This window comes from Pradoshia sp. (assembly GCF_051873915.1).
Lineage (GTDB): Bacteria > Bacillota > Bacilli > Bacillales > Pradoshiaceae > Pradoshia.
In genome coordinates this window covers 9937-21156 of record NZ_JBJEFJ010000012.1, presented here as the reverse complement: position 1 = coordinate 21156, position 11220 = coordinate 9937, and the positions used below count along the sequence as shown (strand labels likewise).

Sequence of the window (11220 nt, the reverse complement as noted above, 5' to 3'; positions counted from 1 at the left end):
AAAAGGGGCAAATTCTAGTTTTCACCGAATTTGCCCGCATAATTCATTTTATTGTTGAGTTAGGATTGGCTTATCTTGAAGAACACGAAAATAAAGATAACACCTGTCAAATCTCCAATTCGATTTCCCTTCTTGCTTTAAAGAATCCATATAATCGTGATGGAAGCGAAAAATCACGATATAAACATTTTTTAGGCATAATATCCTTTTGGTGTTTATTGCAGTGAAAACGCTTCATTTTCAACCCCTTTATCCTTCCAAATGATCTAAAAATTAACACAAGCAATTATTTTGCAAATCTTATTACGCTATGTATATAATAAATACATAATCTAACGGGGTATTAGCTTAGCTGGTAGAGCAGTTGACTCTTAATCATCAGGTCGTAGGTTCGAGTCCTACATACCCCATTCATAAAGAAGGAGCCGATTCTTATTAAACGAATCGGCTCTTTCTTTATCCTCAAATCTTTTCTCTCCTCTGTTCTCAACGATTCCCTCTGCCAGGATCAGTGATTTTCATACCTGCACCATTCTTTTTCCATAACGCCCCACGCCTTGTGCGAAGGCCCGCACCACCCATTGACATTTCCCTGGAAATATATTCTCCCTTTTGCGTGGTACTTATCTTATAGATTTAGTTACCCCTTAAATAAAACCTCTAAAATATCGAGTAAATTCTTTCCGATTTCCTATATTTCGCCACAACGGTAAGCCGTCATTAAATTAGCCCTGATTCCATTTATGCCCTTCCAATCAGCAAATTCCTTAGGCATTTCCAATCGAGAAAGGAACGTCTCCATATCTTCATTCTTTTCATGTGCTTCCTTCGCCTTATCCATTAAAAAGCTTAAATAATGAAGCAGATCCTCACATAAAGATTGATCGCCTGCGTTTCCATGTCCAGGCACATAGGTCTCAATCTCCATTTGTTTTACGCTTTGCAAAATGGTTTGAAGCTGAATCGGGTCTACAATAGGGAGATGTAGCCTTTCCGTCAGCAGATCGCCCATGAAGGCGATTTTCACATCGGGTATGTACATGAACGTATCACTCGGGGTATGGCCTCCCCCGTAACACACGATTTCCACCTGGCGCTTCGTACCTCTAATCATCAGCTTTTCCTCAAAAATGAAAGTAGGAAGGATGATTTCCAAAATCGGCAGGTCTTCCAATAATTTCGCTATCTCTTCATATTGATTAACGAAGCTTGCCTTCATGATTTCATCCACTATTTTCATCTGCTGATTCTTTAGGTGCAGCAGGTAGTCCCTCATCTCCTGCTCTTCCTTTTCAAGTTCACCCATTTGGTTTTCAAGACCTAATCTAAGCGTCTCAGAGGTCGCAATGATCGGTACATCCTTAAAGGCTTGATTGCCAAACACATGGTCACCGTGATAATGGCTGTTCACAAGATATTTGACTGGCTTACCTGTTATCTCTTCAGCCTGTCTTCTCAGCTCTATTCCGGCAGAAGGCGTTCCGAGTGAATCAAATACCAGCACCTCTTCCCCTAAATCAACGATGCCGGCATTACTCCACGCTCCTTGTCCCGGCTTTGCCATAGCGGCATAGATTCCATCAGCTAATATATGCAAAGTGAAATAACTTGTCTCTTTTATGAGATTTTTCATCCTCCATCCTCCCTTTGACAATAAGTATGTTCCCACACCCAAACCCTAACATTAAATGGTAAAATGATTGTATAGTCTTATAGAAAGGAGTGATTCTATGAAGCGAATAGCGGTCATTGTCCTCTCCGTTATACTTTGCGGCACCATCTTATCGTATTTCTTTCGTGATACAAGCGGAGAATTTATTGTCTGGGCTGCTCTGCCCTTACTTCTAGTCCTTCTAGTCATAGATAGACAAAAAGATCCATTTTCAGAATTAATTAGACCTCATACATTTTTTATGTCTTCTTTTATGGTGATTATCTGTCTACTCGGAATCGAATTCAATCAGTCTCCTGTTTTTCTGCTTGCTGTATATCTGCCAGGTTGGTTTCTGATTCATGCCTGGCGTGAGCATCTATATGACAAGGAAACCGCAAAAGCCGTCGAGAAAGCCTTTTCCGAGAAAAGACCAGAGGACATTAAGCAGGCCCTTGAATTTCTTGCCTATGATGACCGGTATGAAAAGCTCAAGAACGGACACATATGGTATAATGAGCTTCAAAAAATGATTAAAGAGTGATAATGATGAGTAAAAGGCTGTACTATCTATCGGGCTTCCTTGGCACCATCGTGTTCGGTCTCCTATCAAGAAGGCTCGGAGACATACTGCCGGGCTTTCTGGCAGACCATGCCGGTGATGCAATATGGGCGATGATGGTTTATTTTGGTTTCCGTTTCCTCTTGTCTAACAGGGCACCGGGCTTATCCGTCATACTCAGCCTTTGCTTTTGCTTTGCCATAGAATTCAGTCAGCTTTATCAGGCAGATTGGATCAATGCTATCAGAAGCACAACCATCGGAGCGCTTGTGCTCGGAAAAGGATTCTTGATGATTGATCTTATTCGTTATACAGCCGGAATGGTCATTGCCTATGTGTTGGATCAGATGTTAGTCAAAGATAGAAAAGAGGAGAAAAATGGAATGTAGAAAAGCTGAACACGCTGACCTTTCTCGAATCATGGAAATCATTAAGGATGCGCAAGAAAGCTTAAAGGAGCTCGGAATTGACCAATGGCAGAATGGATACCCGTCTAAGGAAGTCATTCTTCACGATATGGATTGCGGCTATGGGTATGTCTTCCTTGAAGAAGGGAACATCATCGCAACCGCTGCTGTCTCCTTTGACGGAGAAGAAACGTATGAAAGGATCTATGAGGGTGACTGGCTCTCCACAGGGAATTATGCGGTTATCCACCGTTTGGCTGTAGCACGAAATCATAAAGGCAAAGGCCTCTCTCATGAGGTCATGAGGCAGATTGAACTTCTCTGCCTGCACTACCGTCTTCCAAGTATCAAAATTGACACGCATGAAGATAATTCTCCTATGCAGCATGTCATCAAGAAAAACGGATATACGCATTGCGGCGTAATTTATGTAGAGGATGGAACGAAACGGTCAGCCTTCGAGAAATTATTAAATTAGAATGGCCTCTATATTTTCTTCTACATGTTCCTTTCTTTTCATGCCGACCATGGCAGCAAGAATACCTTCTGTTTGAAGGACAGTGGACAAGGCTTGCTTTTTCTCCGGCACGGCTCCTGCCTGCAATGGGGAGCTCACGGTAACATGAATCCCTAATTCATGAGCAGCTTCTATCACGGTCAGCCACCTTCCTTTTACCCGCTGATTCTGAAACTGCCGTGCTTCAGGTTTATCTGGGTTCAGCGGTAATTGGATGAAAGCAAAATGATGCTCTTCTCCCCCTGCTTCTCTCGCACAAGTGATGATTCTTTCAAGTGACAAATAGCCCACTGCCTCAGGCGAACTGATCAGCCCATCCCACGTGGCGATTCCATAATGCCTGATATGCCCGAGTGCCGCCTCATCCTCCAGCTTCACAAACAACCGTGTAAGCTGCCGGTAAAATTCTCTTTCTCCAAGGGGAATCAAGGAATACTCTGGATTGTGCACAAAATAGAGATCGATTGTCTCGATATTCATATGTTTCCGGCTCTCCCCAATCGCGAACTCAAAATAAGACGGGCTCAATACATGCTTATAATGATTCAAGACTTGAATCTCATCCGGTTGAATGATTTCTCTCTTCAGCAGGACTTCACGAAGATAATTCTTCGGCACCAGCCCGGCATCAATATCCCCTGGAAGAATGCCTGCTTTCGTGGAAATGACAATCTCTTCTCTCTTCAAGTGTCCAGCCGCTGCTGCCTCCGTCAAACATTCCCCAATATCCCGCTCCGACCTCATCCCCCGATAATTCAAGGCAGTATCCACCATATTTATGCCTCTATCAACAGCACAAAGAATTGCCTCTTGATAAAGTAACGAATCCACCCTGTTCATTTCCCCTAAATGCGTGCCAATGGCCAGCGGCGAAACGGAAAACGACCCTGCCTTTCTGCTCATGACGCCCTTTCTTTTAAGAAACGCACCTGATTCCTGTACCTGTGCATACCCTGGAATCATCCCAATCACTCACCAACCCTTCTGCTCAAGCAAGGACGTAATATGGGCAAGATGATGCTTCCCATGCCACGCATACATCCCGATATTTTGATAAGTCAAGACTTCCCCTAAATCTGGATGAATGAATGTCTTCTCCATTTCTGATTGACTCAAGGTACGAAGCAGCTCAGCCCAGCGTTTATGCAACCCTTCTAGAAGCAGCAAAGAACCTTCAACAGGGAATTGATAATCATTCAACTCAGCCCATTTCGTTTCATCATACGTTTTAACGACAGGACTTTCCTCTGTTAATGCAAGCTTCAAGCGAATATAGGCATTCATATGACTATCAGCGAGATGATGAATGACCTGGCGAATCGTCCATCCATCCAGACGGTAGGGCGTATCAAGCTGTTCGTCATCTAAATCTTTTACAGCATCCTGCAGCATACGCGGCAGTTCTTCAATCTCCTTGACCCACTTATTAACCACTTCCATATCCATCTCACCATCATATTGAAACGAGCCGATTGGGTATCTCACATCCATCCTTCATTCCTCCTCACTATGGTAAAATTACCTTATTCTACATCCCTTCCATGAATTCCTTTTCTCAAACCGTCGACCACAAGAAAAAGGACATCAATCCTTCTCGATTAATGCCCTCTATTATTCGATTTTTTCATTCAAACGATGTCTATATTTCTTTGAAACAATGAATTCAGTAATCGGCAAAGTAATCCACGCTAGTCCAATCACAATGACTAAAGGAATATTTTCCAAGTCATTCATAGCCGTGACACCTTCAGATATGAATAAAATGAGAATCATCATGATTAATAAGACGAAGTAGCTGATTTTTGAGCTTAAGAGAGTGATATATTTCTCCCTTTCATCCTTTTCCCCTTCTTGCTTTCCATCTATCTCTCCCCACGTCATCGCTTGAAATAAGAAGCCAATTCCTAGGGATAGAAAGAAGATGGCAGAAGGGTTCAGTGTTTTCTCTGTTAGCCACTCATAGATGCCTGAAGTGCCAATGGCTGTGATAAGCACGATAGAAGCTGCTATACTGATATTTTTGACCGTTAACATGTATTTCTCCCCAATCTTCCTTCTTTCACTCACTAACACTTACATCACCGAACAGAGAAGCCCATCAATAAAAAAGGCCAAACAATAATCCCGCAAGCAAGATCGAGATGCCTTGTATTTGCCAAAAGGCATGAAGTGTTGCTTGCTCCTTCCTTGCCGCTATTGATAGGTGCAGCGAGATACATACGATAGAAAAGCAAACGCCCACACTCAAGCTGGTCAAAGCGAATGGAACAATTCCAGACAGCCTCGTTTGATATAAGAACTCGGATAAAACAAATAGTGGAATCCCAGCCCAGAACCCGGTTGTGGTGATTAAGAGAAAGATTGTCATAAAAATAAGCATGAATGTATGGTACATTCGCATGATATTCTCCTATACAGCTCGACTCTATTAAACATTCCCTTTAGATAATGGAAATTCCTCCTTGAATCTGCTCATGATGAGAGTATCATAGTAGGTTCCATCAGATAACCGCTTATCCTTCTTCAAGATTCCTTCCACTTCGAACCCGTTTTCCTCATAAAGATGGATCGCTTTTGTGTTTGTTTTAAGGACGGTTAACGTGATTTTTTCAAGCCCAATTTCATCTGCCCATTTGATTGACTCTTCAAGTAAGTGTCTGCCTATGCCATGTCCCCAGAATTCTTGAAGAACGCATACCCCAAATTCTGCTCTATGGGCGCTTCTCCTTAAATCATTCCCAATACAGCGGGAGAACCCGGCAATCTGCCCTTTTGCTTCTGCAACTAGGAACAAATGGTTCTCCTTTTCGTCATCTTGCTCTATGATGCGGCTGAATGCCTCGGAATCTAAATAATCTTCACCTCGTTCCCGGTCCATATATACGGTTTCTCCATCAATCCTCAGCCTGACTTCCGCTAATTCCTTTGCATCCTCTTTCCGTGCCTGCCGAATGACATAAGACCATTCCTGTTGATAGAATTCTTTCTGAAACATCTTCAATTATTCACCCCTTCGTCAGCAGGATATCTGCTGATTTTTGTCGAAATAGTAGGTTATCTGAAGGCAGGAGGTGCCATATGGGAGAGATTCATTACCGAAAAAATGAACGAATTACCGCCGAGCAGCTGGCAGAGGTATTCAAGGCTTCAGGCATACGAAGACCCGTAGAGGATAAGCCAAGGCTTGAGAGGATGCTCCATCATGCTGATATTCTGATTACAGCCTGGGATAAAGAGCGTCTGGTCGGCGTTGCTAGGGCCTTAACGGATTATAGCTACTGCTGCTATTTATCTGACTTGGCAGTGGACCAAGAGTACCAGCATAAAGGCATCGGCAAGGAGCTGATACAGGAAGTGGAAAGGGAGATTGGCGAAGAAGCTGCCCTTATTTTGCTTGCCTCTCCCATTGCGATGGATTATTATCCGAAAATTGGCTTCAATTGCATTGAAAACGGCTATATCATTCCGCGTAAATACTAAGAGAGATGGGAAATTCCCACCTCTCTTTTTGCTTATTTGAGAGAGCTGATAAATTCAATTACACGATCAAGCTCCATATCCTTCTTTGAATTTAAGCGTAAGACCACTCGTTCATCAAAGATTAATCCCTTTGTGACTTCATTCGGTACGATGACACATGGGATATTGGCACGAATGGCAGCAAGCGAACCATTTGCGGAATCCTCAAAAACAATTGCCTCATCCGGTTTAATGCCAAAATGACTTAATACCTTTTCATACAGCTCTGGATCTGGTTTTACATTTTTGACGTCATCTGATGTACAGATGACATCAAAAAGAGAAATGTCGAGTCCGATGACACCAAGATACTTTTCAATCCATCTTCTAGACGAACTGGAGGCGATGGCTACTTTTAGCCCAAGCTCCTTCCCTCTCTCTATGTATTCCTTTACACCCTCTCTCACACTCTCGCCCTCTACGATTTTTTCAAAAAAGCTTTCACGTTCAGCCATGAGGTCGTTCATATTTAAGTGCGGAACAGCTGCCATCAATGAAGCATACGGGTCATATGTCGAGATGGTACCGATAATCTTCAGCCATTCTTCTTTCGGGAATGTCACCCCGTATTTTGCATAAAGCTCCTCGAAGGATTTCAGCTCACATGTTTCTGTATCAAAGATCAATCCATCAAAATCAAAAATAATTGCCTTAATCATCCTGTATTCTTCCCCCTCTAATTGATATCGCCCAAGTAGAATGGGCTTTTCTCTGTATTGGTGAGTATGGCTCCAAGCTTCTTTGGATAAACAGGGATAGTCTTGAGCTCTGTTAACGGAATCCATTCCACCCCTACCTGATAATCATCCGGTCTGGTTGGTTGGCCGTGATTCTTCTGTGGACTGGCTAGCTTACATGCAAAGAAAAATTCAACCTGATGGATATCCTTGTCATAGGAGGCATGCTCATGATTCTTTCCAATGTATTCCCGGATATGAAGCAGCTCGCCGATCATGATTTCCTGGCCAATCTCCTCGATGCATTCCCGTTTCAAGGCATCCTCCAATGTCTCGCCATGCTCCTGACCGCCGCCGGGAAACAGGTAGAATAGGACATCTTCATGCTGATTCTTTGTCAACAGTACAGAGCCATCCTTTATAATGACTGCTTTTGCTGAATTCCGTATGGGCATATTAACCTCAACTCCCTTTTCATTACCACACTCTTTTAATCGATTCCTATTCCATCATGCGGAATAGGCTTTTTCGCTGTCAAGCTTATCGTAAAAATATTCGCGCATTATAGTATAATAGATTATACTTTGAATAATTTTCCAAAACGGAGGTCGTCATGATTGAAATTACACTTGCTGACTTAACTCATGTAAAAGGAATTCAGGATGTATGCTCCGCAGGCTATCGCGCAACCTATCCAGACCTGCGATCTGAAGACTATATCGAACGGGTCATTAAGGAATTTTACAATGTGGAGCGCATTGAAAAAGAAGTGACCGAACACTCCCGCGAATGGGGCGGATATTTTGTAGCCGTAGAAAACGGGCAAGTCATCGGTGCTGCAGGAGGCGGAATGGTTCATGAGACACTTGGTGAACTCTATGTCCTCTATCTAGATCCAGACCGTCGCGGCGAAGGAATCGGCACACTTCTCCTCAATGCCGTCACTGCCCAGCAGAAGGAATGGGGGGCGACTGAGCAGCGAGTAGCTGTAGCCAAAGACAATCAGAAAGCGATTCCTTTCTATGAAGCACGCGGATTCCGTTTCATGGCTGAGAAAAGAAGTTATTCCAGCAGCGAACAGGATGGGTATGTAAGCTTGCATTACAGCAGGCGAATTTAATTACCCACGCAGGAATCCTCCCTCCGAATGAATCACCTGGCCCGTAATCCATCCGGCTTCTTCACTGGCTAAAAAGCCAATCAGTTTAGCGGCGTCAGTCGGCTGGCCAATACGGCCCATCGGAAATTTAGGCAATAAATGCTCACGTATTCCTTCATCCATCCAGGTGGAATCAGTCGGTCCCGGATTCACCGCATTAACCGTTATGTCCTCATGCGCGAGCTCTGCTGACAATGTTTTCGTGAAGGCTGTAACGGCTCCCTTCGTGGCTGCATAAGCAAGCTCGCCTGGCATTGGGCCAAGATCCTGCCCAGAGGTGAGGTTGATAATTCTTCCGCCCCGCATTCCGGCTTCTTTTAAGCGGCGGGCAAATTCCACCGAAAGCAGGAAGGTTGTCCTCATATTGACCTGATAATGCTCATCCAAGATGGTTGCATCCAAATTCTCATATCCATCCCGAACGGAATGGGCTGCATTATTCACCAATACGACAGGAATACCAATGGATGATTGAGCGGTATTGAGCAGCTGCACCGCGGCATCCGCCTCAGATAGATCCATCTCTACTCCTTCACACCGCACACCTGATCCCTCCAATTCCCGCTGCAATATACCTATCCACTTCTGGTCCGCCTTCCAATGCGTAAAGAACACATCAAAGCCTTGGCTGGCCAGCTGACGGCAAATAGCGGTCCCAATATCCCTTGAGTCACTCGCACCGGTGACCAGGGCAGCCTTCCTCTGTACTTGTGTCAAAATTGTTTCCTCCTCAATCTTTTAACATGAAACCAGCGGTCTTTCAGTTAGACAATCTCATTTGGCTTTTGATACGATTAGGTTAATTCGTCCACAATCTACATAGAAAACCATAATTTGTCAAGAGGAGATATGTATGAGTAAAAAAATTGCAGGCATTTTTGCCTTAACCTTTCTGTTGTTCACTGATCATGCTTGGGCACACACAGCCCTAAAGGAGTCTACTCCTGCTGCCGGTGATGAAATAACAACGCCCCTTCAAGAATTGACGCTTATATACTCCACGAAGGTGGAAGAAAACAGCAAGGTTACCGTAACCGGGACAGACGGAAATGAGGAACAAATAGAAAGCGTCAGCATCAATCAGGATACGATTACCGTCAAGATGGCAGAGCCTTTAGCTAATGATACCTATGTGGCAGCCTGGGATATCATTGGTGCTGACGGCCATCCAATCAAGGATTCTATTGAATTCACGGTCAATGTTCCCGTAACAGAGGAAAAAGAGCCAGAAACAGAAGGAATAGAGGAAGAGGCAACAGAGGAAGCAGCACCAGAACCTGAAGTGACAAAGGATCAACAGGCCGAGAACGATGAAGGGTCTGCGGTTATGCCAGTCATCATTGGAGTGGCTGCCATCATCTTGGCCGGCAGTCTCTGGCTAATGGTTAGAAGGAAGAAATAAAGATGCTCATTCTTGTCATCATTAGTCAAGCCCTGCTCTATCTCTGCTTTGCCGTACTAATGGGGAGCTTCATTCTCCTTCTTATTCCATCAGCTTACCGGCCTGAAATCCATATCCGCAAAGCCTGGCTTTTGCTCGCATCCGGAGGAATTGCCTTTCTTTCATTCGTACCGGTTTGGCAAATCATCGCCTACTTATATGATGGAATTAACTTAGGGTCGGTTCTACAATCCGTGCTGTTTACCTTTGAAGCCGGCAAGGCATGGATATTGACTTACTTTATTGCGACCTTCCTGTTTCTATTCCTTGTCTGGTTCGATTATGACAGGAAACCGGGTTACGCCTGGGTCGGTATGGCCATGACGCTCATGCTGATTATTGCGATGGGCTGGTCAAGTCATGCCAGTTCATACGACCAGGTTGTCGGCTTTCTGAGCCACACCATTCATGTAACGGTCGTCAGTATTTGGGCTGGCATTCTCCTTCTGGTCAGCTGGTTTTCAAAAAACCATGCGAACTGGGCCAAGTTCCTAGCCTGGTTCACACCTGTTGCGGTTATTTGTTTTCTTGGGACAGCCGTAACTGGTCTTGTGCTGATGAATTTTGCTATCGAATTCAAGGACTATGTGAACAGCTGGATGCTGCCGTACGGTCAAGCCTTACTGCTAAAGCATCTATTGATTATCCCGCTCTTCCTCTATGCCTTCATCAACAGCCTATTAATAAGAAGGAAAGTGAATGCCTCACCTGAGTGGGATCCGCGCCAATGGGTGAAGTGGGAGAGCGTCATCATCCTGCTGATTTTCACTGTAACCGCCTCATTAGGACAGCAGGCCCCGCCACATGAAGTGACCATTACAGAGAATATGGTGTCCGATATGTTCTTATTATTCTATCAAGGAACCTTCCAAACCAATCTCATCGTTCATTGGGCACCGGGCGGGACAAGCATCGCGCTCTTCCTGATGACCATCATGTTTGCCGTATTAATGATTACCTCTTATATAAGGAAATTCCCTCCCCTTGGTACCTTCTTGATGGGAATGATGGTTGTTCTATGCGGATACTGCGGGTTGATTTGGAGCTTGCAATCGTAGAAGACGAACGATTAATGTTCGTCTTTTTTTATTGGTTAAACCCTCAGTGCATCTGAAACTCAAACTTGGATTAGTTTTGGCGTTATCCAGGTTAAAAAATCGATAATTTCTTCCAAAAAAGCCTCGGCTTGTCAAAATTTAATCTTACGGCGTAGAGGAGACTACTTTTCTTCCTTAAATCTAGCTTGCTTCCGGTAGTTTAAGGAAGAAATCCAATCGTTTAAGGGCG

General features: G+C 44.1%; 17 protein-coding genes and 1 tRNA gene. 9 read left to right on the top strand and 9 right to left on the bottom strand.

Annotation, left to right across the window (positions count from 1 at the left end):
* On the top strand, positions 1–227 hold a 227-nt coding region (locus tag ACI35L_RS01200), incomplete at its 5' end, for a hypothetical protein (protein ID WP_439802066.1).
* 110 nt (positions 228–337) lie between these two features.
* Positions 338–410 (top strand) — tRNA-Lys (locus ACI35L_RS01195).
* Positions 411–691: 281 nt separating this feature from the next.
* Here the strand turns inward: ACI35L_RS01195 and ACI35L_RS01190 are convergent.
* Positions 692–1633 (bottom strand): MBL fold metallo-hydrolase, encoded by a 942-nt coding sequence (locus ACI35L_RS01190; RefSeq protein ID WP_439802065.1) that lies wholly within the window; start codon positions 1631–1633, stop codon positions 692–694.
* 97 nt (positions 1634–1730) lie between these two features.
* Between ACI35L_RS01190 and ACI35L_RS01185 the strand changes: the two genes are divergently transcribed.
* From ACI35L_RS01185 to ACI35L_RS01175, 3 genes are read left to right on the top strand one after another with little or no spacing between them, the layout of a single operon-like run.
* Positions 1731–2195 (top strand): hypothetical protein, encoded by a 465-nt coding sequence (locus tag ACI35L_RS01185; protein WP_049670356.1) that lies wholly within the window; start codon positions 1731–1733, stop codon positions 2193–2195.
* Between the two features lie 2 nt (positions 2196–2197).
* Positions 2198–2602 carry a DUF2809 domain-containing protein gene (locus tag ACI35L_RS01180; protein WP_049670355.1) on the top strand — a complete coding sequence of 135 codons (405 nt, stop codon included), beginning with the start codon at positions 2198–2200 and terminating at the stop codon, positions 2600–2602.
* Complete coding sequence (locus ACI35L_RS01175; RefSeq protein WP_049670354.1) at positions 2592–3098, top strand: GNAT family N-acetyltransferase; 507 nt, start codon at positions 2592–2594, stop codon at positions 3096–3098. The genes ACI35L_RS01180 and ACI35L_RS01175 overlap by 11 nt, the downstream gene beginning before the upstream one ends.
* Here the strand turns inward: ACI35L_RS01175 and ACI35L_RS01170 are convergent.
* The 5 genes from ACI35L_RS01170 to ACI35L_RS01150 form a co-directional block, all read right to left on the bottom strand.
* Positions 3090–4100 (bottom strand): aldo/keto reductase, encoded by a 1011-nt coding sequence (locus ACI35L_RS01170; RefSeq protein ID WP_439802068.1) that lies wholly within the window; start codon positions 4098–4100, stop codon positions 3090–3092. The two genes, ACI35L_RS01175 and ACI35L_RS01170, sit on opposite strands and share 9 nt — an antisense overlap.
* A 9-nt stretch (positions 4101–4109) precedes the next feature.
* Positions 4110–4628, bottom strand: a complete 519-nt coding sequence (locus tag ACI35L_RS01165) for a YfiT family bacillithiol transferase (protein ID WP_439802064.1) — start codon at positions 4626–4628, stop codon at positions 4110–4112.
* A 120-nt stretch (positions 4629–4748) separates the two neighbouring features.
* Complete coding sequence (locus ACI35L_RS01160; protein WP_439802063.1) at positions 4749–5171, bottom strand: hypothetical protein; 423 nt, start codon at positions 5169–5171, stop codon at positions 4749–4751.
* Positions 5172–5235: 64 nt separating this feature from the next.
* On the bottom strand, positions 5236–5532 hold the full coding sequence (locus ACI35L_RS01155) for a hypothetical protein (protein ID WP_049670350.1): 297 nt from the start codon (positions 5530–5532) through the stop codon (positions 5236–5238).
* A 33-nt stretch (positions 5533–5565) separates the two neighbouring features.
* Positions 5566–6132 carry a GNAT family N-acetyltransferase gene (locus tag ACI35L_RS01150; RefSeq protein WP_439802067.1) on the bottom strand — a complete coding sequence of 189 codons (567 nt, stop codon included), beginning with the start codon at positions 6130–6132 and terminating at the stop codon, positions 5566–5568.
* An 83-nt stretch (positions 6133–6215) separates the two neighbouring features.
* Between ACI35L_RS01150 and ACI35L_RS01145 the strand changes: the two genes are divergently transcribed.
* Positions 6216–6617 (top strand): GNAT family N-acetyltransferase, encoded by a 402-nt coding sequence (locus ACI35L_RS01145; protein WP_439802062.1) that lies wholly within the window; start codon positions 6216–6218, stop codon positions 6615–6617.
* Between the two features lie 32 nt (positions 6618–6649).
* Here the strand turns inward: ACI35L_RS01145 and ACI35L_RS01140 are convergent, their stop codons facing one another.
* Complete coding sequence (locus ACI35L_RS01140) at positions 6650–7315, bottom strand: HAD family hydrolase (RefSeq protein WP_439802061.1); 666 nt, start codon at positions 7313–7315, stop codon at positions 6650–6652.
* Positions 7316–7332: 17 nt separating this feature from the next.
* Positions 7333–7788, bottom strand: a complete 456-nt coding sequence (locus ACI35L_RS01135) for an NUDIX domain-containing protein (protein ID WP_439802060.1) — start codon at positions 7786–7788, stop codon at positions 7333–7335.
* A gap of 158 nt (positions 7789–7946) precedes the next feature.
* Here ACI35L_RS01135 and ACI35L_RS01130 point away from each other — a divergent pair, with 158 nt between their 5' ends.
* Complete coding sequence (locus ACI35L_RS01130; RefSeq protein WP_439802059.1) at positions 7947–8453, top strand: GNAT family N-acetyltransferase; 507 nt, start codon at positions 7947–7949, stop codon at positions 8451–8453.
* Here the strand turns inward: ACI35L_RS01130 and ACI35L_RS01125 are convergent, their stop codons facing one another.
* A complete protein-coding gene (locus ACI35L_RS01125; RefSeq protein ID WP_439802058.1) occupies positions 8454–9209 on the bottom strand; it encodes an SDR family oxidoreductase in 756 nt (251 codons plus the stop codon).
* A 136-nt stretch (positions 9210–9345) separates the two neighbouring features.
* Here ACI35L_RS01125 and ACI35L_RS01120 point away from each other — a divergent pair, with 136 nt between their 5' ends.
* Positions 9346–9894, top strand: coding sequence for a copper resistance CopC family protein (locus tag ACI35L_RS01120; protein ID WP_439802057.1), 549 nt, complete (start codon positions 9346–9348; stop codon positions 9892–9894).
* Positions 9895–9896: 2 nt separating this feature from the next.
* Positions 9897–10991, top strand: a complete 1095-nt coding sequence (locus ACI35L_RS01115; RefSeq protein WP_439802056.1) for a copper resistance D family protein — start codon at positions 9897–9899, stop codon at positions 10989–10991.
* The last annotated feature ends 229 nt before the right edge of the window (positions 10992–11220 follow it).

What these genes read in the sequence shown, in the direction of transcription:
- ACI35L_RS01120 (WP_439802057.1), top strand. Translation starts at nt 9,346, where the DNA reads ATGAGTAAAAAAATTGCAGGCATTTTTGCCTTAACCTTTCTGTTGTTC.
- ACI35L_RS01170 (WP_439802068.1), bottom strand. Translation starts at nt 4,100, where the DNA reads ATGATTCCAGGGTATGCACAGGTACAGGAATCAGGTGCGTTTCTTAAA.
- ACI35L_RS01140 (WP_439802061.1), bottom strand. Translation starts at nt 7,315, where the DNA reads ATGATTAAGGCAATTATTTTTGATTTTGATGGATTGATCTTTGATACA.
- ACI35L_RS01180 (WP_049670355.1), top strand. Translation starts at nt 2,198, where the DNA reads ATGATGAGTAAAAGGCTGTACTATCTATCGGGCTTCCTTGGCACCATC.
- ACI35L_RS01190 (WP_439802065.1), bottom strand. Translation starts at nt 1,633, where the DNA reads ATGAAAAATCTCATAAAAGAGACAAGTTATTTCACTTTGCATATATTA.
- ACI35L_RS01160 (WP_439802063.1), bottom strand. Translation starts at nt 5,171, where the DNA reads ATGTTAACGGTCAAAAATATCAGTATAGCAGCTTCTATCGTGCTTATC.
- ACI35L_RS01185 (WP_049670356.1), top strand. Translation starts at nt 1,731, where the DNA reads ATGAAGCGAATAGCGGTCATTGTCCTCTCCGTTATACTTTGCGGCACC.
- ACI35L_RS01115 (WP_439802056.1), top strand. Translation starts at nt 9,897, where the DNA reads ATGCTCATTCTTGTCATCATTAGTCAAGCCCTGCTCTATCTCTGCTTT.
- ACI35L_RS01165 (WP_439802064.1), bottom strand. Translation starts at nt 4,628, where the DNA reads ATGGATGTGAGATACCCAATCGGCTCGTTTCAATATGATGGTGAGATG.
- ACI35L_RS01135 (WP_439802060.1), bottom strand. Translation starts at nt 7,788, where the DNA reads ATGCCCATACGGAATTCAGCAAAAGCAGTCATTATAAAGGATGGCTCT.
- ACI35L_RS01130 (WP_439802059.1), top strand. Translation starts at nt 7,947, where the DNA reads ATGATTGAAATTACACTTGCTGACTTAACTCATGTAAAAGGAATTCAG.
- ACI35L_RS01175 (WP_049670354.1), top strand. Translation starts at nt 2,592, where the DNA reads ATGGAATGTAGAAAAGCTGAACACGCTGACCTTTCTCGAATCATGGAA.
- ACI35L_RS01155 (WP_049670350.1), bottom strand. Translation starts at nt 5,532, where the DNA reads ATGTACCATACATTCATGCTTATTTTTATGACAATCTTTCTCTTAATC.
- ACI35L_RS01145 (WP_439802062.1), top strand. Translation starts at nt 6,216, where the DNA reads ATGGGAGAGATTCATTACCGAAAAAATGAACGAATTACCGCCGAGCAG.
- ACI35L_RS01150 (WP_439802067.1), bottom strand. Translation starts at nt 6,132, where the DNA reads ATGTTTCAGAAAGAATTCTATCAACAGGAATGGTCTTATGTCATTCGG.